The 25437-nt window shown below is 26.5% G+C and carries 20 protein-coding genes; 13 read left to right on the forward strand and 7 right to left on the reverse strand.

Features of this window, described 5'->3' with window-relative positions; all coding sequences use genetic code 11:
* Positions 1-241: 241 nt before the first annotated feature.
* Positions 242-592: a DUF6568 family protein gene (locus AC2A4K_RS04730; protein ID WP_322504118.1), complete on the reverse strand. Its 351-nt coding sequence runs from the start codon at positions 590-592 to the stop codon at positions 242-244.
* A gap of 369 nt (positions 593-961) precedes the next feature.
* Between AC2A4K_RS04730 and AC2A4K_RS04735 the strand changes: the two genes are divergently transcribed.
* The 8 genes from AC2A4K_RS04735 (at position 962) to AC2A4K_RS04770 (ending at position 9410) form a co-directional block, all read left to right on the forward strand.
* Positions 962-1756 (forward strand): MerR family transcriptional regulator, encoded by a 795-nt coding sequence (locus tag AC2A4K_RS04735; protein ID WP_322504117.1) that lies wholly within the window; start codon positions 962-964, stop codon positions 1754-1756.
* Positions 1757-1867: 111 nt separating this feature from the next.
* Entirely contained in the window at positions 1868-2698 is an 831-nt protein-coding gene (locus AC2A4K_RS04740; RefSeq protein ID WP_322504116.1) for a CPBP family intramembrane glutamic endopeptidase, read from the forward strand.
* A gap of 485 nt (positions 2699-3183) precedes the next feature.
* A complete protein-coding gene (locus tag AC2A4K_RS04745) occupies positions 3184-4005 on the forward strand; it encodes a 4Fe-4S binding protein (RefSeq protein ID WP_322504115.1) in 822 nt (273 codons plus the stop codon).
* A 137-nt stretch (positions 4006-4142) separates the two neighbouring features.
* On the forward strand, positions 4143-4340 hold the full coding sequence (locus tag AC2A4K_RS04750) for a hypothetical protein (protein ID WP_488458840.1): 198 nt from the start codon (positions 4143-4145) through the stop codon (positions 4338-4340).
* Between the two features lie 464 nt (positions 4341-4804).
* The gene (locus tag AC2A4K_RS04755) at positions 4805-5572 is read left to right on the forward strand and encodes an ABC transporter ATP-binding protein (RefSeq protein ID WP_322504113.1); all 768 of its coding nucleotides are present in this window, start codon (positions 4805-4807) and stop codon (positions 5570-5572) included.
* Positions 5562-7553 carry an ABC transporter permease gene (locus AC2A4K_RS04760; protein ID WP_322504112.1) on the forward strand — a complete coding sequence of 664 codons (1992 nt, stop codon included), beginning with the start codon at positions 5562-5564 and terminating at the stop codon, positions 7551-7553. Before AC2A4K_RS04755 ends, AC2A4K_RS04760 begins: the two co-directional genes overlap by 11 nt.
* A gap of 154 nt (positions 7554-7707) precedes the next feature.
* Complete coding sequence (locus AC2A4K_RS04765) at positions 7708-8379, forward strand: response regulator transcription factor (RefSeq protein WP_322504111.1); 672 nt, start codon at positions 7708-7710, stop codon at positions 8377-8379.
* Positions 8376-9410, forward strand: a complete 1035-nt coding sequence (locus AC2A4K_RS04770; protein ID WP_322504110.1) for a sensor histidine kinase — start codon at positions 8376-8378, stop codon at positions 9408-9410. Before AC2A4K_RS04765 ends, AC2A4K_RS04770 begins: the two co-directional genes overlap by 4 nt.
* 81 nt (positions 9411-9491) lie before the next feature.
* Here AC2A4K_RS04770 and AC2A4K_RS04775 read toward each other — a convergent pair whose 3' ends face one another.
* Positions 9492-10757, reverse strand: coding sequence for a cation:dicarboxylate symporter family transporter (locus tag AC2A4K_RS04775; RefSeq protein ID WP_322504109.1), 1266 nt, complete (start codon positions 10755-10757; stop codon positions 9492-9494).
* Positions 10758-11581: 824 nt separating this feature from the next.
* Here AC2A4K_RS04775 and AC2A4K_RS04780 point away from each other — a divergent pair.
* Positions 11582-15841: an acyl-CoA dehydratase activase-related protein gene (locus tag AC2A4K_RS04780; RefSeq protein ID WP_322504108.1), complete on the forward strand. Its 4260-nt coding sequence runs from the start codon at positions 11582-11584 to the stop codon at positions 15839-15841.
* 199 nt (positions 15842-16040) lie between these two features.
* On the opposite strand, the gene AC2A4K_RS04785 is transcribed toward AC2A4K_RS04780, so the two are convergent.
* Positions 16041-16733 carry a YjjG family noncanonical pyrimidine nucleotidase gene (locus AC2A4K_RS04785; protein WP_322504107.1) on the reverse strand — a complete coding sequence of 231 codons (693 nt, stop codon included), beginning with the start codon at positions 16731-16733 and terminating at the stop codon, positions 16041-16043.
* Between the two features lie 213 nt (positions 16734-16946).
* Between AC2A4K_RS04785 and AC2A4K_RS04790 the strand changes: the two genes are divergently transcribed.
* Together AC2A4K_RS04790 and AC2A4K_RS04795 are read left to right on the forward strand one after the other, a co-directional pair.
* Positions 16947-17648, forward strand: a complete 702-nt coding sequence (locus tag AC2A4K_RS04790) for a hypothetical protein (protein WP_322504106.1) — start codon at positions 16947-16949, stop codon at positions 17646-17648.
* Positions 17649-18005: 357 nt separating this feature from the next.
* Positions 18006-18416: a peptide deformylase gene (locus AC2A4K_RS04795; RefSeq protein ID WP_322504105.1), complete on the forward strand. Its 411-nt coding sequence runs from the start codon at positions 18006-18008 to the stop codon at positions 18414-18416.
* A gap of 248 nt (positions 18417-18664) precedes the next feature.
* Here AC2A4K_RS04795 and AC2A4K_RS04800 read toward each other — a convergent pair whose 3' ends face one another.
* From AC2A4K_RS04800 to AC2A4K_RS04810, 3 genes are all read right to left on the reverse strand, one after another.
* Entirely contained in the window at positions 18665-20032 is a 1368-nt protein-coding gene (locus tag AC2A4K_RS04800; protein WP_322504104.1) for a DUF2812 domain-containing protein, read from the reverse strand.
* Positions 20022-20348: a PadR family transcriptional regulator gene (locus AC2A4K_RS04805; protein ID WP_322504103.1), complete on the reverse strand. Its 327-nt coding sequence runs from the start codon at positions 20346-20348 to the stop codon at positions 20022-20024. The genes AC2A4K_RS04800 and AC2A4K_RS04805 overlap by 11 nt, the downstream gene beginning before the upstream one ends.
* A gap of 317 nt (positions 20349-20665) precedes the next feature.
* Positions 20666-21295, reverse strand: a complete 630-nt coding sequence (locus AC2A4K_RS04810) for a GNAT family N-acetyltransferase (protein WP_322504102.1) — start codon at positions 21293-21295, stop codon at positions 20666-20668.
* A gap of 152 nt (positions 21296-21447) precedes the next feature.
* Here AC2A4K_RS04810 and AC2A4K_RS04815 point away from each other — a divergent pair, with 152 nt between their 5' ends.
* Complete coding sequence (locus AC2A4K_RS04815) at positions 21448-22257, forward strand: MerR family transcriptional regulator (protein ID WP_322504101.1); 810 nt, start codon at positions 21448-21450, stop codon at positions 22255-22257.
* 111 nt (positions 22258-22368) lie between these two features.
* Positions 22369-23385, forward strand: a complete 1017-nt coding sequence (locus AC2A4K_RS04820) for a linear amide C-N hydrolase (RefSeq protein WP_322504100.1) — start codon at positions 22369-22371, stop codon at positions 23383-23385.
* Between the two features lie 426 nt (positions 23386-23811).
* Here AC2A4K_RS04820 and AC2A4K_RS04825 read toward each other — a convergent pair whose 3' ends face one another.
* Positions 23812-25161, reverse strand: a complete 1350-nt coding sequence (locus AC2A4K_RS04825) for a DUF4317 domain-containing protein (protein WP_322504099.1) — start codon at positions 25159-25161, stop codon at positions 23812-23814.
* Positions 25162-25437 lie beyond the last annotated feature (276 nt).

Below are 25437 nucleotides of genomic sequence, written 5' to 3' on the forward strand. Positions count from 1 at the left end.
AAAGAAAAAATGAAAGTACGCACTTAAATATATATAGACTAAAGGTTTTAATTACAAAAGAGATCAGAAGCATTTGTAATAACAGACTTAAGTTAATAGAAAGGTACGCCTTTGCCTTCCATAGGGGTAACCTATTATAAAGGAACATGAAAAATAGCCTTAGATATTGATATAATTTGTCTAAGACTATTTTTATAAGTAAAAAAACATATAAATAATTATTTAGCTCCTATTCGATTATTTATTTTAACATATCTAATATTTCCTCTTCTGGAGTTGAGGAATCACAACGAACTGTTATTTCTCCATTTTTATTAACAATAAATCCTGGTACAGTTACAATATTATATTTCTCTCTAAATGAGCTAAGTTCATTATCTGAAAAATTATCACTACTTACATAATAAATAGTTGTGTTAATTTTATTAGCTAATCCACTTAATTTTTTAGCAAACTTACGGCAGTATGGACATGTTGATCGACCAATATAAACAACAGCTAAATCTTCAGTAGATAATAACTTATCTGCTTGTGTAGAAAGTATCTTTTCAAATGATTTTATATCTTCTTCATATGCATTTTTTTCAAACATTTTACTTTCCTCCTAGTTTTTTAGAATATTATACCAAAATTAAATTGCTACATCAAATTAATTACATAGTAACTTATTAATTCTTTCATTTACTGGATAAGCACAAGTATTTGCAATAATCCAATCTAATTCTTGCCCTAATAAGCATTCTAATTTTTTAAATATCACTTTTAAGGTTTTTTCCTATTTTCTTATTTAAGTACTCAATTACAGAAGTATATATATTATTATTTTTTAAGAGTAGTTGTCATAATAAATGTTAACAAAGAAAAAAAGATTAAATAAATTATTGTTATTTAAAAGGAAAACCAGTGATTTTGAATAAATGTTATAGAGAGATAAAGATTAAAATATTAGGGAGATATTAATATGTATACGATTGGACAAATAGCTAATTTTTTAGGTGTATCTAGAGATACATTGAAATTTTATGAGGAAAAGGGGTTAGTAAAGCCTAAGCAAAATAATGATAATGGATATAGAGAGTATAATCAATTTGATATATATGATATTACAACTATAAATTTTTATAGGGAAATAGATATTGAGATTAAAAAAATTCAAGAGATAAGAAAAAGTAAAAGTATTGAGGATTTAGAGTTGTTATTAGAAGAAAAAGAACAAGTAATATTAGAAGAAATAGAATACAAAAAGCTTCTTTTAAAAAAGATTAGATTAGTAAAAGAAGATTGTGAAAATATTAGGAAATATCATGGAGTATATACAATAAAGGAAATGGCACCTATAGAAATAAAAGGAGAAATAAAGTATATTACTAGCTATGATGAATATGAAATTTTAAAAAATAATGTAGATAACTTAAAAAAGGCAGTAACATTGGAATCTTTGAGAAGAGTTATAAGTTTTGATGAAAAAGGTGTAATAGAAGATAGATTCATAATTGTAAGAAGAGTAGAAGAATGTGATATAGAAAGAAGAGAAGAAGTTATTTATTACCCTAAATGTATTTATACTATTATAGAAGATGGAAGATGGTCAACTGGTGGAGAAAATATAGACAATAAGGTAGAAGCTAGTTTAAGAGAATTTGCAATAGAAAATGGATATGAGCCATTAGGAATAGTTTATGTTAACATACTACTTACTACTTATGAAGAAGGAATTGAGCGTGTTTTTTTAGAGGTACATGCACCGATAAAATAATAATATAGAAAATTATTGACCTAGGACTTACCCATAGGTTTAAACTCATTTTATAAGCAACTGTAATTATATTATAGTTACTAAATATTGATTTGAGATGAGGGGTTATTTATGGGAATAAAGCAGAGTTTAAAGGGAACGGTGCCTAGATTTATTATATTGACTAATATAATTTTTTTACCACTTTTTTTATTAGTAGGATTAACTATGATGTTAGGATTACCAACAATAATATCTGATGCTATGTTGTGCATAGCATCTTGGTCATCAACATTTGCATTTATAATATTATTTAAAAGGATTTATTCAAGAAAGAATTTTGTAGATTATGTAAAAAGCAAATTTAGAATTAAGATAAAATTGAGAATAGTTATATTAATTATTATTATGCAAACATTAATAGCTATCTTGACTATATTTATGGTGTCTTCTAGAAGTGTTTTAATAAAGTGGGATTTTACAATATCATCTTTTGGAATGTTAGGATATTATTTTTTAAAGAATTTATTTGCAGGACCATTAGGAGAAGAATTAGGTTGGAGAGGATTTGCTCAAAATGAGCTTCAAAAAAAACATTCACCCTTGAAGGCATCTTTAATAATAGGATTTTGGTGGGGAATGTGGCATTTACCAATATGGTTTACAGTAGGTTATACGGGAACAAATTTAATAAAATATATCATATTTTTTATGATTGCAATTATATCAATTAGTGTCATTATGGCAGCATTTTATAATTTAAATAATAATTTATTGATTCAAATTATTATACATCAATTATTTAATTTTTTTATAGGAATAACTACATTAGAAGTAATAGAACTTATAAAATATTATTCGATATTATATTTTTTAGTAGCAATTATATTAATATTTATAAATCCAAGTAAAGTATTGTATGGAAATAAAGTAGAAGATTCAACTAAAAAGGGAGATTTATAGATGAGAAAATAAGATCAGTAGCTAAATATTTAGAAATTAAAAAAGTATAGAAAAATTCAATATATGGATTGTTAGGACCAAATGAACCATAAATGTATAGATAATAAAAAAATAAAATCTATAATCACATTAAAAAGTCATTTGTATATACAGATGACTTTTTAGTGAAATAAAAAATGTATATTTATGTAGTTAGATTATTTGCTTTAACTTTAGTACGAAGTGATTTATCCCCTGAAATAAAATACAAGAACAGAAAAAGACTAATCAAGAATGTGCTACGCACAACAGTTGGTGGCAAGTTCTTGACAAGGATTTTTCTTTCTTGTGCAGGTAATTAAGAGGATAAAGGGAAAATATGCTTTAGTAGAAAGTATAAACAAAAGAAATGTAGATATGCTGTTTTTCATTGTTGTAATATTTTTACAATGTTATAATGTGAATGTAACAAAAACGTAGACATGAGTTTAGAATTGGGGGATTGAATGAAGAAATATATAGCATCAGTTATTTTATTTTTTATATTTGAAATGCTGGCAGTAACATTATGGATTACTATGGATAATTTGTTTTATATGTTAAATTTTACATATATAGGAGCGTGTATTGCTGTTGGTCTTGTACTATTCGTAAATGAAAAAAAGTATGCAAGACGATTTGTTCAATTTGCTGTGGGCTTTTATATGCTTATTTATCTTGGGGTAATTCAACAAGAAAATATGCAGATAGAGGGTTTTTGGTATTATTTATTTCTTGGAGTTTTTGAAGCGGCTACCATACATTATGCTGTTGCAAAAATATTCGGTCCTTTGATTTTCGGTAGGGGTTGGTGTGGATATGCTTGTTGGACTGTGATGATTTTAGACTTATTACCCTATAAACAGCCTAAGAGTGCAAGAAAAAAATTGGGATTTATTCGGTATATTATATTTGCTTTATCTTTAGTTTTGATAATAGGACTGTTTTTAATGAGAATTGCTAATTTAGAGAATATAATATTCTTGCTTTTCATAGGCGGTAATCTTCTATATTACATAGTAGGAATATCCATTGCCTTTGCTTTTAAAGATAATCGTGCTTTTTGCAAATATATATGTCCTGTTACAGTATTTTTAAAACCGATGAGTTATTATTCTATTATTCGTGTTCATTGCGATGAAGATAAATGTATTCATTGTGGAAAATGTTTGAAAGTATGTCCTATGAATGTCGAAGTGAATAAGGAGTCACGAAAAAGGGTAAATGCTACGGAATGTATCTTGTGCTATGAATGTGTTAAAGAATGTCCATTAAAAGCATTGCGTTAAATTTTTTCAATTTCATACCTACATTTACAAAGCAGTTAATCTTTTATGGTTGGCTGCTTTTTTCAAAAAAAGATACTTGTAAGGTGTCCAAAGTCAAGGAATTAGAAAAAATTATTTGTGTTACAGATAATCTATATATGGATTGGAAATGTGAAGAAATTAGTAGAAATGAGTATGCTAGAATGAAATCGAGGTTTGAAATTAAAGCTGAGGAAATTAGACAGATTATATCTAATATAGAAACTGAAATACAATTATCTTCAAAAGGAGTTGGAGAAGATGATCCATATTTAAAAACATTTTTGAAGTATAAAAATATAAAAGAACTTAAGTAATTCCAATACTTTGATTCTAGCTTATAATCTTGATTAAATTCTTAGATAATTAATTAAATAATAAGTATATTACTTACTATCATCATTATAACGTTTTATAATTTAAATAATAATTTATTGATTCTAATTATTATATAAATAAGAAATAGAATTAAAAACAGACATTATAATATGTCTGTTTTTTTATTTTATTACTCCTTATTATAGACCACAATATTTTGTTTTAGTGTAATATAAAAACAGAGATTAGAGTTATTAAGAAAGCTTTTAGGGAAAAGAGTAACCTCTCTACAATTTTAGTGGATAGGTTAATTATGTTTAATATTGAAATTTTATTACTTATGCGAATATAACAAAAATGTCATATTAATGAAATGTAGTTTCATTGAGGAAGTATATCTAATCCTATAAAATAAGTTACATGAGGTGGAGAACACTAGCTAACTTAAAAGGGGGATTTATAGATGAGAAACATATTGAGTGTAGAAAAAATTGAGAAGTATTATGGGAGTAAAGGTAATGTAACAAAGGCAATAGATAATATCAGTTTTAATGTGGATATGGGAGAATTCATTGGAATAATGGGACCATCAGGGAGTGGTAAGACTACATTGCTTAATTGTATGGCAACTATTGATAAAGTTACTACAGGAAAAATAATTATAAATAATAAGGAAATTACTAGGTTAAGTTCAAAAGAACTAGAGAATATTAGAAAAAATGAATTAGGATTTATATTTCAAGATTATAATCTATTAGATACACTTACAGCTTATGAGAATATTGCTTTAGCACTAACAATAAAGGGAGAAAAAAGTTCTGAAATAGATGGGGAAATAAGATCCGTAGCTAAATATTTAGAAATTGAAAAAGTCTTAGAAAAATATCCTTATGAAATGTCAGGTGGAGAAAAGCAGAGAGTTGCATCAGCAAGAGCCATAGTAACTAGTCCATCTTTAGTATTGGCTGATGAACCAACAGGAGCATTAGATTCAAAGGCAGCAAGATTATTACTTGAAAAATTTGAATGCTTAAATAAGGAATTAAATACTACAATACTTATGGTTACCCATGATTCCTTTACAGCAAGCTATGCCCATAGAATATTTTTTATTAAGGATGGAAAAATTTTTAGTGAATTAGTAAGAGGAACAGATAGTAGAAAAGAATTTTTTAATAAAATTATAGAGGTCGTATCACTTCTTGGAGGTGATGATAACAATGTATTTTAAGATAGCTTTCGCAAACATAAAAAAGAGTTATAAGGATTATACTATATATTTCTTAACATTAATATTAGGCGTTTGTATGTTTTATAGTTTTAATGCTATAGATTCACAAAAGGCACTTATTGATATAAAATCTTCAGGAGCAAGTTACATATCTAAATTAACTGAAATTATGTCTGCTGTATCAATATTAGTATCCATAATATTAGGGTGTTTAATATTATATGCAAATAATTTTTTAATAAAAAGACGTAAAAAAGAATTAGGAATATACATGACTTTAGGAATGGGAAAAAGAAAAATATCTCTGATTTTAGTAATAGAGACCTTTATGGTAGGAGCTATATCTTTAATTGCTGGCCTTATATTAGGAATAGTAATGTCACAAGCCTTATCTATTTTTTCATTAAAGTTATTTCATATTGGCATTGATGAATACATGTTTTCTATTTCAATAAATGCAATAGTTAAGACCATAGCATATTTTGGAATAATGTTTTCCCTTGTTATGATTTTTAATATATTTGTTATTTCTAAATATGAAATAATTGATTTATTAACAGTAGGTAGAAAAAATGAAAATATAAAATTAAAAAGTTCAGCTATATATTTACTATCATTTGTTTTATCGATAGTATCACTTGGGTTTTCATATTCATCCATATTAAAGATAGGATTTGATTCAAGAGATCCAATGTTTAAGTTATCAATTCTCCTTTTAATAATAGGAACAGTAGCATTTTTCTTTAGTTTAGCTGGTGTTATACTATATATAGTAAATAAAAATAAAAAAGTATATTTTAAAGGGTTAAATATATTCCTAGTAAAACAAATAAATAGTAAGATTAATACCAATTTTATATCAATGTCTCTTATATGTTTAATGTTATTTATTACTATACTAACATTATCAACAGGGATAAATATTAAAAAAGAAAGTGAAGAAAGAATTGATAAAGAAACACCCTTTGATGCTAGTATAGTTGTATCAAATAATGGTGAAAAAGAAAACTTAGAAGAGGTATTAAATAAAATTAATTTTAAAACAAGTGAAAATGAAGAATATGTAGCTTACAATGAATATGATTTAGGTATAAGTATAAGTAATTTATTAATGACTAAGGATAAAGATTTTAGTGATATTGGAGTGTCTTTTATTAAGATATCTGATTATAATAAAATGTTAAAGCTTAGAGATGAAAAAGAAATGAGTTTAGATAAGGATGAGGTTTTACTTATTTCAAACTATAATGAGCTGATTAATTCAGTTGATGAAAGATTAAAGAATAGCAATAAAGTTGATATTGAGGGAAAAGAGTATTTAGTTAAAGATGATAAAGTAATAGAAGGAAACCTTGAAACTTTTTTTATGCCACATAAGTTTTTAACTGTGGTTATAAGCGATAACTTTTTAAGTAATTATAAAGAAATTCATAGATCTGTACTTAATGTTATGTATTCAGATAACAATAGAGAAGAAAACAATAAAAAATATAGCCAAATAGATTATAACGTTTTACATGGCAAGTATGAAAGCTTAAATCTTCCTAATGTATATGCCTATTCAAAGGACAATATTTATGATTTGAATATGAGAAAGACAACATCAATATTATTTGTTGGAATATACTTAGGGTTAATATTTTTAATAACTAGTATGGCTGTGTTAGCTATTCAACAATTATCAGACGCTAGTGATAGTATAGAAAGATATAAATCATTAAAAAGAATTGGTGCAACAGAAAATATGATAGATAAGACAATTTTTATTCAAATGCTCATATATTTTAGCCTACCAGTGATTCTTGCATTAATTCATTCAGTTATTGGTATTTTGGTAGTTAATAAGGATATTAGTAGCCTTAATCCAATAGATATTAGATTTTCAGCTCTAATGACAACTCTAATATTTATTGTAGTTTATGTAGGATATTTTTATACAACATATCTAGCATATATAAATATAGTGAAAAATAATATTTAAATTTATATTGGTTAGTAATGGACTGTACTAAAACCTAATAATAAAACTTACAAACATACTACGAGAATTACTAGATTTGACTAAGAATTGTTTGTAAGTTTTATTAAAAGTTATTTTGATACAGCCCATTTTATTTTTAGAATGGAGAAATATTATGAGGAAAATTATTATTATTGAAGATGATGAAGCTATAAGAGAAGAGTTAAAAGAGTTTTTAAAGAAGTATGGATATGAAGTAAAAGCTCCTAAAGAGTTTAATAATATAATAGAATATATTAAAAACGAAGAATCAAACCTTATATTATTAGATATAAACCTTCCTATTTTTGATGGTTATTACATATGTAGAGAAATACGCAAAACTTCAGATGTTCCAATTATAATAGTTACAAGTAGAGACAGTGAAGTTGATGAATTAATTAGTATGAATTTAGGAGCAGATGATTTTGTTACAAAGCCTTATAATTTAGAAATATTATTATCCAGAATAAATAATATATTAAGAAGAGTGTATGGAAATTTAAAGACTAATAGTGTATTAAGTTATAGAAATTTTAAACTAAATCTTTTAAATGCAACTGTTGAATATGAAGATAAATATGTAGAAGTGACTAAAAATGAACTAAAGATTCTTTCTTATTTAATAAATAATAAGGGAAACATAGTGAAGAGAGATTCCCTTATGGAATACTTATGGAAATCAAATTATTTTGTTGATGAGAGCACATTAACAGTTAATGTTAATAGACTAAGAAAGAAACTTGAAGGAATAGGTATAGAAAACCCAATAGAAACAAGAAGAGGGTTAGGATATATAATGCCATGAATATAGGAGAATTTATTAAAGATAAAATAAGTGTGCTAATAGTTAACATATTAATGTTTATTGTATTATTAGGATTTTTGATTACTATAGATGTTAATTTCATTATAATTATATTTGTATTTTGTATTTGGTTTTTACCATTAATTTCTTATGTGGTTTTAGAATTTATTAAAAGTAAAAGTTATTATGATGAAATTAATAGTGTATTAGAAAACTTGGATAAAAAATATCTACTCCCAGAGATAATAAAGAAAGCAAATTTTATTCATGCTGAAAAAGTAAACTATATACTTAGAGAAATAAGTCGTGACATGCATGAAAATGTAAAATATCATAAAGAGATGCAGGAAGATTATAGAGAATATATAGAAACATGGGTACATGAAATTAAGACACCAATAGCCTCTTCAAAACTAATAATTGCAAATAATGAAAATGAAGTGACTAATAAAATTGATTTTCAAATTCATAGAGTTGAGGGTTTTGTAGATCAAGTACTTTATTATTCTAGAAGCAACAATGTTAGTAAGGATTATATTATAAAAAAAGTTAATCTTGATGACTTAGTAAGAAATGTAGTTAAAAGAAATTATAGAGATTTTATTTATAAGAAAATAAAAATAGATATAAAAGATATTAATGAAGTTGTATATAGTGATGGAAAATGGGTTGAGTTTATACTAAATCAAATAATAGCAAACTCTATAAAGTATTCAAGTAATAGAGAACCTGAAATAAGTATCTATGCAACTAAGACAAGCAATTCAGTAATGTTAACTATAGAAGATAACGGAGTAGGAATAGTAGATAAAGATATAAATAGAGTTTTTGACAAAGGATTTACTGGTGAGAATGGAAGAAGATTTAGTAAAAGTACAGGAATGGGTTTATACATATGTAAAAAGCTTTGTTCTAAATTGGGATTGAAAATAAGTATTGACTCTGAGATTAGTAAAGGAACTAAAGTTACATTAACATTCCCTTTATCAGGTATGACAACTTTTACAGAGAACTGTACCATAAGTGAATAAGAAAAAATAGCCTTAGGCATTGATATAACTTGCCTAAGGCTATTTTGTAATTAAATAAAATCATAATTCAGTAAATTTAAATTACGCTATTTCACTAACTGATTTAATATATTTTTGTCCTTCTTCAGCGTTAAATTCCTTTTCCCATTTAGATATAACAACAACAGCTAATGAGTTTCCAAGTACATTGACAAGCGTTCTAGCCATATCAACAATACGATCTATACCAGCAATAAACGCAACTCCTGCTACTGGAATTCCTAAAGAACCAACAGTTGCTAAAAGTACTACAAAAGATGCACCAGGAACTCCAGCCATGCCTTTTGAAGTAAGCATTAACACAAGCACTAAATTAATTTGAGCAGAAAGTGGTAAGTGAATTCCATATATTTGAGCAATAAAAAGTGCTGCAATAGATTGATATAAAGTAGATCCATCTAAGTTAAATGAATATCCTGTTGGAATAACAAAAGATGTAATTGCCTTAGGACAGCCAAACCTCTCCATCTTTTCCATAAGTTTTGGTAAAACTGCTTCAGAACTTGCTGTAGTATAAGCTAAAATAAGTTCATCTTTTAAAAGTTTTATAAGTGATATAATGCTTGTTCCAGCCATTTTTGCAATAAAGCCAAGAACAAAAAATACAAAGAAGAACATGGCACCATAAACAGTAATTATTAACTTTCCTAAAGGAATTAATGAAGCTAATCCAAATTTAGAAACTGTTACACCTATTAATCCAAATACGCCAAGTGGTGCAAGCTTCATAATTTGATTAGTCATCCAAAACATTGAATCAGCTATACCTTGACATATTGCAAGGACAGGTTTTCCTTTTTCTCCAATTGCAGCTACACCTAATCCAAACATAACTGAAAAGAAAATAATAGGAAGTAAATCTCCCTTTGCAAGAGATTCAAAAATATTAGTTGGAACAATATTTATAAATGTATCCATAAATCCATGGTTAGATGCAGCTTCTGCTGTACTCATATATTTATCAATATTAGTAGTTGCAAGAGTACTAATGTTTACTCCGTCTCCTGGGTGAAATAAATTAGCTACGACTAAACCTATTATAATAGCGAATGTAGTTACAATCTCAAAGTAAAGTATTGTTTTTCCGCCGATTTTCCCTAATTTTTTAACATCTCCAACGCCAGCAACACCAACAACAAGTGATGAAAAGACGATAGGTATGACAATCATTTTAATTAATCTTATAAAAATATCTCCAAATGGCTGTAAATATGAAGTAACAACTGGATTACCATAAAAAACAGCTCCTACTATAATACCTAGTACAAGTCCAAGTATAATTTGAAATGCTAGTCCTAATTTTTTCATTTGTTTAATAGCCCCCTTGAGTAGTTTATAACTTAAAAGTCATTTGTTTAAAATTTTGCTGAATTAAATATATGCAAGAAATGAATAATGAAAATTTCATTTTATAGGATATAGTATATCACAAAAAAATAAAATTAGCTTTATATTTTTTAAAAAAATTAATTTAATATATGTATTTATAAATTAAAATTAAAAAAAATTAAGTTGGTATAAAAATAATTGATGGAAATCTTTCGTTTGATTAAAAAAATGCAAGTTTTACATTAATAAATAGAATGATATAACGAATATTATATAAAAAAATAAATATTTTATACGTTTTAATATTAAACCTTAATTTGATGTATTTATGAAGTTTTTATATAATTTTTAATACGAAATTGCAGTTTGATTATATGGAAAATTGCAATTATGATTAAATTATCTAAGCGATTTATTCACTTGTTCTTTTATTAATCCTTTGTTAGACTCTTTCTACAACATATATTCTACTTCTTCTTTTGTTAATTCATAGATTTTTTTATCATATATTATTGTTGCTCACTAATAATTTATGACTTATTTAAAATTACAGAAATAATAAAACCAATAGCTATGGCTTGCATTGTTGAATTACAATCATATCGGTTTAATTTATAATATTTACTAAGTTAGACAATCTTAGTAGTCTAAAGCGTAAGATGTAATTAAATATTTATGACCTCTCTTTTTTTATACCCAAAATAGGTATATTATGCCTTGAAAAGGGCAGAACTATAAAATAGTGTTTAAATATTAAACATCATTTTAATTATATTAATAATTTATGTTAGGGTGAGAAGTTTATGAAAGAAGTATTACATTTAGGAGTTGATATAGGATCAACTACTATTAAGCTTGTATTGTTAGATACTAATGACAATATTATTTATAGTAAGTATGAAAGACATTATTCTAATATAAAGGAGACTACAGCTTCATTTATAAAAGAAGTTTTTAAAAAATATAAAGATTATGACATTAAAGCAATGATAACAGGATCTAGTGGATTATCGCTGTCAAAGGTTTTAGGGTTATCTTTTATTCAAGAGGTTATTGCTTGTACAGAAGCTGTTGAAGTTTTTATAAATAATGCTGATGTAGTAATAGAGCTAGGTGGAGAAGATGCAAAAATAACATATTTTGAAGGTAGTCTAGAACAACGTATGAATGGAGTTTGTGCTGGTGGTACAGGCGCTTTTATAGACCAGATGGCTACATTACTTGAAACAGATGCTAAAGGATTAAATGAATTAGCTAAAAATTATAAGATAATTTATCCAATTGCTGCAAGGTGTGGAGTTTTTGCAAAAACAGATATTCAATCTCTTATAAATGAAGGAGCTACCAAGGAAGATATAGCAGCATCTATATTTCAGGCTGTTGTAAACCAGACTATAAGTGGGCTTGCTTGCGGAAAGCCAATAAAGGGAAAGGTTGCATTTTTGGGAGGTCCTTTATACTTTTTATCAGAGCTTAGAAAAAGGTTTATTGATACCTTAAAATTAAAGCCGGAGGAAATATTATTTCCAAAAGACCCTCAATTATTTGTAGCTATTGGTGCAGCTATTGAATCCAAAAAAGAGAAAATTATAAATTTTGAACAATTGTTAAAAGCTATTGAAAGTTTAGATAACAATATATCTACTTCAGATACATTAGAGCCATTATTTGAAAATGAACAGGAATTACAAAGATTTAGACAAAGGCATTACAGTTACAAAGCAAAGACAAGGGATATAACTACATATGAGGGAGATGCTTTTTTAGGGATAGATGCAGGTTCAACAACTACTAAAGCTATATTAATAGATAATGAAGGGGCTATATTATATTCTTTTTATGGTAGCAATAAGGGTAATCCTATGCAAATTACTATAAACATATTAAAAGATATATATAGTAAAATTAATGGAAAAATAAAAATTGCTAAAGCTACTGTTACTGGGTATGGAGAGGCTCTTATAAAGTCAGCTTTAAATATTGATATTGGAGAAGTTGAAACCATTGCACATTATAGAGCAGCAAAACATTTTTTAAAAGATGTGGACTTTATTCTTGATATAGGTGGTCAAGATATGAAGTGCATAAAGATAAAAGATGGAGTAATAAACTCTATTCAATTAAATGAAGCTTGTTCATCAGGTTGTGGTTCTTTTCTTGATGTGTTTGCACAATCTTTAAACATGAACATTGAAGAGTTTGCAAAAGAAGGATTATTATCAAAAAGTCCAGTGGATTTAGGGTCAAGATGCACTGTATTTATGAATTCTAAGGTTAAGCAAGTTCAAAAGGAAGGTGCTGATATTGGATCTATATCTTCTGGGTTATCTTATTCTGTAATTAAAAATGCTCTTTATAAAGTTATAAAGATAAGAAAACCTGAAGATCTTGGAGAAAAAATTATAGTTCAAGGAGGAACTTTCTATAATGAAGCTGTTTTAAGAGCCTTTGAGAAAGTTACTGGCAAGGAAGCTGTAAGACCTGATATTGCTGGCCTCATGGGAGCATTCGGAGCTGCTCTTATTGCAAAGGACAATCATAATGAAAATGAGATTTCTAATATTTTAGGGGAATCTGATCTTGAAAAATTTGGAGTGTCAAATGAATTTAGGCATTGTGGATTATGTAGCAATAATTGTTTACTTACTGTAAATAAATTTTCTGATGGTAGAAAATTTATTTCAGGGAATAGATGCGAAAGAGGGGTAAGAGGTACTAAAAATACAAAAAAAGCAGCAAATTTATTTGATTATAAATATAAAAGAATTTTTGGATATACACCTCTTTCAATAGAAGAAGCAACAAGAGGAGAAGTAGGCCTACCGAGAGTTTTAAATATGTATGAAAACTATCCTTTTTGGTACACTTTTTTTACAGAACTAGGTTTTAGAGTAGTATTATCTCCAAATTCTACAAAGAAAATTTACAATGAAGGTATTGATACTATATCATCAGAGTCTCTTTGTTATCCTGCTAAAATTGCTCATGGACATATAGCAAGTCTTATAAAGAAAGGCTTGAATTTTATATTTTATCCATGCGTTTCTTATGAGAGACTAGAAGGTAAAAGTGCAGATAATCACTATAATTGTGCCATAGTAAATTCTTATCCAGAGGTTGTTAAAAATAATATTAGCTTTTTGAGAAGCAAAGACATGATATATAAAGATCCATTTTTGAATTTTAATGATATAAAGTCAATGAAAAAGAACTTATATGATGAATTAAAGGAATTTAATATAAGTCAAAAGGAAATAAACATTGCAGTTGATAAAGCTTATGAAGAAGTTAACAATGTTAAAAAAGATATAAAAAATAAAGCGTTAGAAATTCTAGAAGACTTAGATAAAAATGGTGGAAAAGGGATTGTGTTAAGTGGCAGACCATATCATTTAGATTTAGAAATAAATCATGGTATAGCAGATATGATATCACAAGAAGGATTAGCGGTGTTTACAGAGGACTCTGTAGCAGATTTAGTAGAACTTTCAAGACCATTAAGAGTACTGGATCAATGGACTTATCATTCAAGAGCATATAGGTCAGCACAGTTTGTAGGGACTAGAGAAAACTTAGAGTTAATCCAATTAAACTCTTTTGGATGTGGATTAGATGCAATTGCTACAGATCAAGTACAAGAAATATTAGAGGGCTGTGGTAAAATATACACACTACTAAAAATAGATGAAGTTAATAATTTAGGGGCAGCTAGAATCAGAGTACGTTCTCTTAAAGCTGCTATGGATGATATAAATAAGTTGAGAGTTTCCAATTCAAATTCAAAAATCACCAAACCCTATGATAAAATTATATTTACAAAAGAAATGAGAGAAAAGCATACAATACTTTGCCCACAATTTTCTCCAATACATTTTGAATTGCTAGAAGCCGCTTTGAAAAGCTCAGGATATAATTTAAAGGTATTACCTACAGTTAATCGACAGACAATAGAAGAAGGATTAAAGTATGTAAATAATGATACTTGCTATCCTGCCATTGTAATAGTAGGTCAAATTATAAATGCACTTAAGTCTGGGGAGTATGATTTAAACAATACTTCTGTAGTGATTTCTCAAACAGGAGGCACTTGTAGAGCATCCAACTATATTGCTCTTATAAGAAAAGCATTAAAAGATTCAGGATATGAAAAAATACCAGTTATATCTTTAAGTGTTCAAGGAATAGAGAAGAATCCAGGGTTTAAAATAACATTGCCATTGATTAATAGAGCATTAATGGCATTAGCTTATGGCGATATGCTTTTAAACATGACAAATAGAGTACGGCCTTATGAAAAAATAAAAAATTCAACAAATTTACTTTATTTAAAATGGTTGGGTATATGTAAAAATAGTATAGCTAGTGGAAGCTTTAAGAAGTTTAAAAATATTACAAATGAAATGGTAAATGAATTTGATAGCTTGGAAATGAAAAACGTAATTAAGCCAAAGGTAGCAGTAGTGGGAGAAATTTTCTTAAAGTATAACAGTTTAGCTAATAACAATATTATAGAAATACTAGAGGAAGAAGGAGCAGAAGTAATAATACCAGATTTAGTATATTTTCTATTATATTGTGCTTATAATCAGAAATTTGAATATGAGAAGCTAGGCGGAAACTTAAAAAGCTTATTAGGTGGTAGATTGGCTACTAAATACATAGAATTTTATGTAGAACAAATGAGAAAGGCACTAAGTAATAGTAAAAAATTCATGATACCACAAAGAATTGAAAAATTAGCTAAAGAAACTGATGATATCTTATCTATTGGTAATCAAGCTGGAGAGGGATGGTTATTAACCGCAGAGATTATTGAGTTGTTGAAGTCTGGAGTTAGTAACATGATTTGTATACAGCCTTTTGCATGTTTACCAAACCATGTGAATGGAAAAGGCATGATTAGAGAAATTAAAAGAAGACATCCTTATTTAAATATTACTCCAATAGATTATGATCCTGGTGCCAGTGAAGTAAACCAATTAAACAGAATAAAGCTTATGCTTTCTACTGCAACTAAAAATATGGAAAAAGTAGAAAAGGGTAAAATAGATATAGAAAATTAAGGAGTTAGTCAATAGGATTAATAAATATTCTTTTATTATGAGAATTCAATAAAAGAAGTATAATTCAAAATGATTTTGTATATAAAGAAATCAAGCTACGTATGGTAATGTAAAAATAATCATATCATAAATAAATAAGTCTTTATAAATATTTAAAAGGTATAGATTTAGATTTAATTCTATACCTTTTTGCTATTATTTATGAATTAAGTAGTAAAGATTTTAGTTCATCAAAGCTAGAAATTTCATAAGTAGGTTTGATTGAAGTTTCATTTTTTATTTTATTAGGATTGTACCAACAAGTATCTACACCAAAGTTTATTCCACCTTGAATATCAGAAGTTAGGCTATCTCCTACCATTAAAACTTTACTCTTATCAGAGAAATTCATATGTTTTAATGTATGTTCAAATATTTTAGGATCAGGCTTTGCTATTAGTATTTCTTCAGATATTACTATGGTATCAAAATATTTTGCTATAGTAGATTTTCTGATTCTCTTATCTTGAACAGAAGTAAGACCATTAGTTACTATTGAGAGTTTATAAGATTTATTTAGATTTTCTATAAGATCTATACTATCATCAAATAAAAATGATGCATCAGCTAAATGCTCCATATATGATTTAGCAAAATTAATTTCATCAAATTTTATATTTAACTTATCTGATAATCTTTTAAATCTTTCTATCTTTAATTTTTCTTGTGTAATAAGTCCTTGCTCAAACTCTTTCCATATGCCAGTATTTATTTCTTTATATATTTTCAAATGATAATTTTCATCATATTTTATATCAAATTTAAGCATTGTGTTTTTAAAAGCTTCTCTTTCAGATTTTTTAAAATCAAATAAGGTTTCGTCTGCATCAAATATTATAACTTCATATTTCATAATATATCCTCCAAATTTTATATAATAGCTTAATTTAAAATTAACTTAAAAATTTTTTATTTATGTATTTTATAATATTTTACATTAACAAGAATACTTATTAAAGTGATTTTTAAATTCTTTAAATTATTTATAAATCTACATAGATAAAATAACATATTTGAAAAAATTAAGTATATAAATAAGATTAGTTATTTGTAATGGAAGTGTAATATGGGTAATAAAAACTTAACTTTAGAACAAAAGAAGCTTGATACTGATATATGGATTATCGCATTAATAACAATGGGTGCATTTTTATTATATATGGTGTTTGGAAATCAGATGATGGAGTATATAAAAAATTCTAACAACTCTATTATTTTACGTTTGTTACTTAATGCAGGTGTTCAATTTGGTATTGCTGGATTAGGAATTACAGTAGTATGTATTTTTAGAAAGGAAAGATTTTCTGACTTTGGATTAGTGAAAAGAAATACAATTAAAACTATTTTATATTCAATTATATGTTTTGTGCCATACTTAATATATATTTTTTTATCAGGGCAATATAAAGGTTATGGACCATTCAGCATTATTCTTACCAATGATGTATTAAAGAGTAGTATTCCAATGAATATTTTAGGAATGATATTAATTATTATAGTATGGGGATTTTTTGAAGGATTTAATTATGTTGTTATTAGTGATAAATTGAACAGTAGATATCCATCTAAAAATAAATGGTTTAATGTTGGCGCCATTGTTTGTGCTATAATATGTATTTTATTTCATCCATTAAGCATATCATTTTGGGGTATTGTTGAAATAATCACTACATCCATAGCTATTTATGGGATGCTTATAGTAAAAGGACAAACTAATAATGCATGGGGATGTGTATTTGTGTTTTGTTTCATATGGAATGCTTTCTAAATTCCACTTTAATAGTACGTAGGATATGCAGAAGCTCTAAATAATCTCTATAGGTCCATAAAAATAGGCTGTGTTTTAAACAAGTGTTGATTTTAGATAGAACTGTAAGAGCATCTTAATAGAAACTCTCGGCGAAATTAAGTAGGTCTGAAGGGCTAGCTAAAATCAACCTTTACCTAAAGCAGAACCTAAAAATAAAAAAGATGATTTAAATTAATAGATATGCATTTTTAAGTAAAATTGTTTTGAAATTATTTATGATGGAGTATAATTTTAAGGGATATGATCTTAATAAGAAATGAAGCTTTATATGATTAAGATTGTTAGGTAAAGAAAATTAGAAAGGTTGGAATAAATATGATAAGACCAGTTGTTAGAGATGTATTATTTTTAGGGCAAAAATCAGAACCTGCCACTCAAGCTGATATAGAGGTTATTGATGATTTAATAGATACTTTAAGAGCAAATTTAGAATGTTGTGTTGGTATGGCTGCTAATATGATAGGAGTAAAAAAACGCATACTTGTATTTAGTGTAGGAAATATTATAGTCCCTATGGTTAATCCAGTTATATTAAAGAAAGAGAAAAGTTATGAGACTGAAGAGAGTTGCTTATCTTTAACTGGTTTCAGAAAAACTACTAGATATGAAATAATAGAAGTAGAATATTTTGATAGAAATTTCAAGAAGCACAAAGAAACATTTACAGGATTTACTGCACAGATTATTCAGCATGAAGTGGATCACTTTGAAGGTATAATAATATAGTGAATTTTAATAATAGACTATGTTTAGTTGAGTGTTGATTTTTATATAGTATTATAGTTCTATCTAAAAATCAGCACTAATTTGAAACATAACCTAATAATAAAACTTCAAAAGAGGTAATGTTAACTTAAAAAGAAAAATATGAAATTTATAAGTTTGTAAAGTTATTTATTAGAGTCAAGATAAAAAGAGAATAACTGATTTTATGTAAAAACAAAATCAGTTACTCTCTTTATTATTTATAATATTTAACTATTAGATATGTTTATATTTTTATTAAATATATTTTTAAGAATTATTTTTACAAACTCTTCATTACTAACATTTTCAAGAGAGTTGTTAATATTAAGAATCTTATTATTTGAAACAAAAATAAATGATTTTATATTATTATCCAATGAGTATATTTTTATGCCATCTATTATTACAGGTTCTTTAATAACAAAGTTAGGATTATCTTTTTTTTCAAATCTAGTTTCAAACTTAACTGATGATTTTTCCATAGCAGATATTACAAAACCATAATCACTTTCAAATAATGAATAATTTAAATGATTATCACCTATATAATCAGAGTAATAGATTTCTTTTGCTATGATACTGCTATCTTCATTTATATATAAATCATTAGATTTACTGTTAGATAGTTTGAAATCACTTAATGTTAAAGGTAAGTTAGTTTCGGATATATCATTCTCACCTATAAAGCCATCACCTGCTATTCCCATAACAGTATTTAATGTAACGAAAATAACTAAGAAAAAAGATAAAATAATACTTCCAGACCTTATAAGAATATTGGTTTTTTTTGAATACTTAGCTTTTTGTAGAAATTTTCTAGTTAATCTATCTACTATAAATATTGTAAGAATCATCAATAGAGCTAATAGTATTGATGTAGAGGTATCTAAAAAGTTACTTTTGTCTATAAGCAAAATAATTAAAAAGAAAAACACCATACTTATATTAATTATTTTAGTTATTACATTTTTTCTTTTAAATTGCTTAAGTGTATTATAAGGAATAGGGAACCCATTGTTTATTGCTATTTTTGCTTTTATGCTCCAGTTAATAAATGATATAACTTCAACAGTATTCATTACAATTAATATGAATAGTAAGACTACTGACAATAGGCTAAGATTGGATGTTAAAATATATGATATATTACCATTGAAAACTGAATTATATATATTAAAAGATAAAAGCAATATAAGCAATAATTTAAGTGATATTTCAAATAAGGATGATTTGAAAACAGATTTAAACTTTTCATTTTGATCTGTGTGAATTGGTAGTAAATCAGAGTTTTCTTCAGAGTAGAATATTTGTAATTTTCCTTTTTCACATATATATTTCCACCCAGTAGCTTCACAGTATTCTCTGTATTCAAGAGCTGTATTTGAATCTGGAGTATCTAATGTAGATACTTGATAAACAGGTTCTACTGAATATTTTAGATTTTTAGGTTTAATCTTATTAAACTTAAATCTAGATTCACTTATGGATTCTAAGAACCAACCTTCACGTGCCATTTCTTCTAGATATTCTTCAATGGCAGTACATTCATAGGTTGAGAATACAAAAGTTTTACTTTTCTTATCTTTATTTATCATAGTTTTCCCCCTGAATAAACAATTCTCCATCTTTAACTAAAGTATTTAATCTTTTGTATTCAGCATGCAAAACTTCTTTGCCATAATCACTAATAATGTAACTTCGTTTTCTTCCTTCTATTGAGGTCTCAATAATTATTTTTTCTTTCTCAAATTTACTAAGAAGAGTGTATAGTGTTCCAGGTCCCAGTTTAATATGTCCATTAGAAATTTCCTGTACTGAATTCATAATATCAACTCCACATCTTTCTTGAAGTAGAGAGAGTAGTATATAGTACATTTGTTCAGTTAAGGTTTGAAATTGCTTTCGTGGCACTAAGGTCCCCCCTTTATAATCATTTATAAAGAATAATATCGTTAATCGATATTTCTACTATCAGTGTAATATCGTTATATGATATTGTCAAGAATATTTTTACAGTTATGCTTTATATTACAAGCAGTGAAGAAGCAATTTACTTTTAGGTTTTCAAATAGTGGATATAAAAAAATAGTAGATAATTTTTTGTGGAAAATTACCTACTATTTTATATCGATAGTTTAATTTTATATATGTTTATATAGAGAGTTTAATCTTATACATGAAGCTAAATTAAATCATCTAAGCCCTTAACTGTAGATTGTTCATCATCACTAACGGGAATAACTGTATAAGAATGTTTTAATATTTGATTCCATAGTTTTTATATAAACATTTTTTTCTTCTAAGCGATTAAAACCTTGGCTTTCATAAAATCCATAATTACATCTAGTATCTGTAAATAAATAGAGAGAAGAAGTACCCACAGAATTCATATATTTGAGAGAATAGCTTAACAAAGTTTTGCCAATTCCAAGTCCTCTAGCTTCTTTGGATACAATAAATAAATTAATAGAGCTATCAAAAAGAGATTCTTTTCCTTTTAATAGTTCATAATAAGCATCTTTTATTTTAAGAAACTCATTGGTTTCATTTTTGTCTTTATCATTTTTTATAGGGAGAGTAGTAGGAAAGTTCTCTTGATTTAAATGGATAAAAAGATGATTATAGTTAGTTGAGTCTTTAGTGGCATTACATAATATAACTCCTAAAACTTTATCATCTTTAGATGCAACTTTAATAAAAGAGCTTTCAGCAATGGTTTCTTCAAGATAAAGAGTTGTTATCATATCTAAAAGTTCTTTATTATGAATAAAGTTGTTAAATCCAAAGGCATCTCTAATTAATTCTTCAATTTCTTTTAAATCTTCTTTTTTTATATCTCTATATATTACATTTTTCATAAATCATATCATCCTTTCAAGAGGTGTTGTCTACAATTAATAATTATAAACAATAGAGTAACTCTAAGGTCAATAAGCAATTGAAAATATATGCATTTGAGTAACTCCATACTATATAATTGGATATATAAGATTAATGAGAGGTGACAAATATGAAACTATCTATAGGTACTGTAGCAAGATTATTTAATATAAGTAAGGACACTTTAAGATACTATGATAAAATAGGGATTTTAACACCAGAGATCAATGAAGAAAATAGTTATAGATTTTATGATATGAGACATTTAGAACAATTAGGGTTAATCTTGGGAATAAAATATTTAGGAATATCATTAAGTGACATAAAGGAGGTTATAGAAAGTGGAGAAATAGAAGATTACTATAATCTAATACAAAGACAAAAGGAAATAATAGAACAAAAGGTTTTGGAACTTAAAAAATTAGAGGCATCATTAAATATCAGTGGAGAGATAATAAATAGAATAATTAATTTTAAAAATGAGTATGACTTTTCTAATTTGAATATAGAAAATATAAGTTTAAAGCTTTATGAAGTAAAGTTAAAAAGTGCTCTAAGTTTAGATAATGACTCTAAATTAGAAAATAGGTTAATAGATTTAAAGGATGAGGCTTATTTATACTTTTATAAGATACATGATGATAAAGAGATCATTGAAGAAGAAAATATACTTTTTATAAAGTCGAATAAGAGTATAGATGAATTTTTAGACGAATCAAAGAATAAAGATAAAATTGTTTGCAAAAACATAGATGGAAAATTTGTTGTAACAGATTTTTATGGAACAGTAGATGAAATTAATAAGTATATATTGAGTATTAATAAGTATTTTAAATGTAATAAAGACAACTTTGTTTTTATAGAATATGAATTTTATTTACCTAAGAAAAACAAGGAAGTAAAGTATTTTGTAAAAATATATTTAAAAACAGAAAAATAATTATTGACCATGGACTAGCTCTAATGTTTATAATCAAAAATAAGTTAGGTGGCCACCTTAACTAAGTAAAAAATAAAAATATATTTACAAGGTTGAAGGGAGAGTATAATTATGAACTTAGGGTGTAGTAGTTTTACATGGAAAACAAATAATAACAAACATTTATTAGGAAGAACTTATGATCAATTTGGAACTTTAGATAGAAATAAAATTATTGTTGTTCCAAAAGGATATGAGATTTATTTAGATAATGAAACAGTAGAGGAGAATAAAGTTTTTGTTAAACATCCATTTGTTGGAATGGCAATATTAGGACTAAAAACGCCAATATTAGTTGATGGAGTAAATGATAAAGGACTTATGGGAGCTTTACTTCATTATCCACAGTTTGCAAAGTATGATAGGAACAAAGTTCATGATGCAATAGATATTAATCCAGGATTTTTTATAAGCTATATATTAGGGGGATGTTCTAATATAGAAGATATAATTAAGATAGTTAAAAAAATAAATTTAAAAGATGAAAATGTCTTTGGAGAACCTATACCAGTTCATTATATATTTTCTGATAGAAGTGGAGAAACAATAATAATTGAGCCAGATGAAGATGGACTAACTGTTCATAGAAAAACTATTGGAGTTATGACTAATAGCCCTAATTATGTTTGGCATAAACAGAATTTAAATAATTATTCTTGGGTAAACAACGAAGCTATTGAATCTAAGGTGATTTGTGGAGAAAATTTTAATCAATATGAGATTACAGGAATGGTTATACCAGGAGATTATTCTTCACCATCAAGATTTATAAAGGTTGCATTAATGAAAAACTTTGCACCATTAGGAGAAAATGAGATAGATGGAATAACAAGAATGTTTCATTGTTTTTCAACGGTAGATATACCAGATGGCATAAAGGCAGTTAATGTACCAAGTGGGGACTATAAGGGAACTTATTATGAGAAAACCTTATGCATGTCAGCTATTTGTTCTGAAAGTTTGACATATTATTATACTGTTTCTACTAATAGAAGAATTTGTGCAATTAACTTAAATTGTGAGAAGAAAAATAAAGACATAAAATATTTTGATTTAGAAGAAAAACAAGATATTTTATACTTAAATTAAAATATTACAATATATCAATGAGATTAAAATATTAGGTTCTGTTTTAGGTGAATGTTGATTTTTAGCTAGCCATTCAGACCTAACTTAATTTCGAAAAGTATTGCTATCATCTACTCCAGAATAATAGCTAAAGCTTTTAAACTCGATCCGCTCAAACATAAAAAGCTTCTTAACGCTATTATTCTTACGTAAATGATGCAATACTAACTACTCATTAAGATGGTCTTACAGTTCTATCTAAAAATCAACACTAGTTTAAAACATAGCCAAATACAAAAGTTAACCAAGATATGTAATGATAAAGATATAACATATTAAAGATAAAATAGTAGATAATTTTCGAAAATTATCTACTATTTTTAATATAAAAGATTAATATTAGAACTGAAAAGAAATAATATAATTTTACTTATTAATTTAGATAATCTAAATTAAATCATCTAAGCCATTGACTGTAGCTTGTTCATCCTCATCAACAGGAATAACTATACATTTTTGACCATCAATTATTTGAGATTTTATTTGAGGTATTTTTTCAGGTTTTACTTGAAGCACAACATCATATTCATTGTTATTAATGTCATCTTCTAGATTAATATCTGAAATTTCTTCAGAATCAGTTTCTAGAGATTCATCTGAAACTATGCTATCATCATCAACTTCTGTAAAATTATCAACTTCTTTATCTATAGCAGCTTCCTTTTTTACTTCTTCAAGTCTAGTTTTAAGTACTTCCACTTGTTTTTCAAGACGTTCTTCTTTTTTTCTTTGCTCATTTGCTTTAAGTGTTTTTGTATCAAGTAAGCTTTCTGCTAGAGGAAGATCTTCACCAAAGTTTTCTAAATAAGATTTTTCAATCTGAGTAGTAACATCTTCAGAAATACCACTTTCTATTAATATGCTTTGAATATCTTTCTCTGTTAAAGCTATAGGCTCACTGTCTGGAGTATCTTCATACATAGAATTATGTTCTTCTATCATATTATTTAAGTTTTCTTGTACTTCCATAAAGACTTTTTCAGCTTTTTCTTCATCTAAAAAAGAATCCTTGATAATTGATTGGAATGTTTGTTTTTGTATAGTAGCAGTTTGTCTTGAGGCACAGCCTAAGACATTTTCCATTAATTCTGGGTGAGTATCCTTGGCATTTTTAGTGTAGTACATAACAGAGTTAACATCTGAACTACGATCAATAAACGCAGGGAATACAAAGCCATTAGCAGGGGCTTCAACTACCCAATCTCTAATACGTGCTTTTATTTGGTTTTCTTCCTCAAAGTATCTAAGACCAGGACCTGAAAGGGAAACTGGACATACTGCACATAGGATGTATTCATATACTTCTTCAGATTCATCTACCTTAAGATTATCTTTAGTTTTAGTGATAACATCATAAGCATCATGGAAAAGAAGTATTAAAAAGTTACCTGTATAATCATAATTATCTATAACTAATTTATAAAAATCATTAAGAAGTTCATCATCCTTTAATTGACTATTTTTTAATTGCATAAGAGAAACCTGTCTTTCGTTCACAAGATCCTCATTTAGTGGAAAGTTAAGTTCTAGAATGTTATTTCCAATAGTTCCAGACATAACTTTTTTAGCAATCTCTAAGTATTTAAAGTATTCATCTTCATCTAAATTTAGAAAAGTTTCTCTAAAATTTAAAATAATATGTTTTTCTCCATTAACATAGCAACCACACATTTTAGTAAAGGTGCAGTGATCTTTTTTAAAACGCTTTTTTAATTCAAGTATATCTTTTTTTCTCATATATAAACTCCTCAATCTAATCTAATTAATATGTTGTCATTATTAAGTATATTATTTTTTTAAAACTAATTAAAGATTTTATTATGTAAAGATAAAGTCTTTTTAGTTAAATAAGATTTTGCTAGAAGAATTTTAAAAAGTAGATTTTTTTCTTTTTTTATTATTTAACTAGATATAAATTAGATGATAATTTAGAAAATTAAGGAAGAATTAAGGTGAACAAAAAGAGGGTTTAAGCTTGTAATAATATAATTTTCATGAAGTTTAATGTAGGAG

It is taken from the genome of Clostridium sp. LIBA-8841 (genome assembly GCF_057782475.1).

Coding starts and splice junctions, on each gene's coding strand:
- AC2A4K_RS04745 (WP_322504115.1), top strand. CDS start 3,184: ATGAAGAAATATATAGCATCAGTTATTTTATTTTTTATATTTGAAATG.
- AC2A4K_RS04730 (WP_322504118.1), bottom strand. CDS start 592: ATGTTTGAAAAAAATGCATATGAAGAAGATATAAAATCATTTGAAAAG.
- AC2A4K_RS04800 (WP_322504104.1), bottom strand. CDS start 20,032: ATGATAAATAAAGATAAGAAAAGTAAAACTTTTGTATTCTCAACCTAT.
- AC2A4K_RS04765 (WP_322504111.1), top strand. CDS start 7,708: ATGAGGAAAATTATTATTATTGAAGATGATGAAGCTATAAGAGAAGAG.
- AC2A4K_RS04790 (WP_322504106.1), top strand. CDS start 16,947: ATGGGTAATAAAAACTTAACTTTAGAACAAAAGAAGCTTGATACTGAT.
- AC2A4K_RS04770 (WP_322504110.1), top strand. CDS start 8,376: ATGAATATAGGAGAATTTATTAAAGATAAAATAAGTGTGCTAATAGTT.
- AC2A4K_RS04760 (WP_322504112.1), top strand. CDS start 5,562: ATGTATTTTAAGATAGCTTTCGCAAACATAAAAAAGAGTTATAAGGAT.
- AC2A4K_RS04755 (WP_322504113.1), top strand. CDS start 4,805: ATGAGAAACATATTGAGTGTAGAAAAAATTGAGAAGTATTATGGGAGT.
- AC2A4K_RS04780 (WP_322504108.1), top strand. CDS start 11,582: ATGAAAGAAGTATTACATTTAGGAGTTGATATAGGATCAACTACTATT.
- AC2A4K_RS04795 (WP_322504105.1), top strand. CDS start 18,006: ATGATAAGACCAGTTGTTAGAGATGTATTATTTTTAGGGCAAAAATCA.
- AC2A4K_RS04825 (WP_322504099.1), bottom strand. CDS start 25,161: ATGAGAAAAAAAGATATACTTGAATTAAAAAAGCGTTTTAAAAAAGAT.
- AC2A4K_RS04740 (WP_322504116.1), top strand. CDS start 1,868: ATGGGAATAAAGCAGAGTTTAAAGGGAACGGTGCCTAGATTTATTATA.
- AC2A4K_RS04785 (WP_322504107.1), bottom strand. CDS start 16,733: ATGAAATATGAAGTTATAATATTTGATGCAGACGAAACCTTATTTGAT.
- AC2A4K_RS04735 (WP_322504117.1), top strand. CDS start 962: ATGTATACGATTGGACAAATAGCTAATTTTTTAGGTGTATCTAGAGAT.
- AC2A4K_RS04815 (WP_322504101.1), top strand. CDS start 21,448: ATGAAACTATCTATAGGTACTGTAGCAAGATTATTTAATATAAGTAAG.
- AC2A4K_RS04810 (WP_322504102.1), bottom strand. CDS start 21,295: ATGAAAAATGTAATATATAGAGATATAAAAAAAGAAGATTTAAAAGAA.
- AC2A4K_RS04820 (WP_322504100.1), top strand. CDS start 22,369: ATGAACTTAGGGTGTAGTAGTTTTACATGGAAAACAAATAATAACAAA.
- AC2A4K_RS04775 (WP_322504109.1), bottom strand. CDS start 10,757: ATGAAAAAATTAGGACTAGCATTTCAAATTATACTTGGACTTGTACTA.
- AC2A4K_RS04750 (WP_488458840.1), top strand. CDS start 4,143: ATGGATTGGAAATGTGAAGAAATTAGTAGAAATGAGTATGCTAGAATG.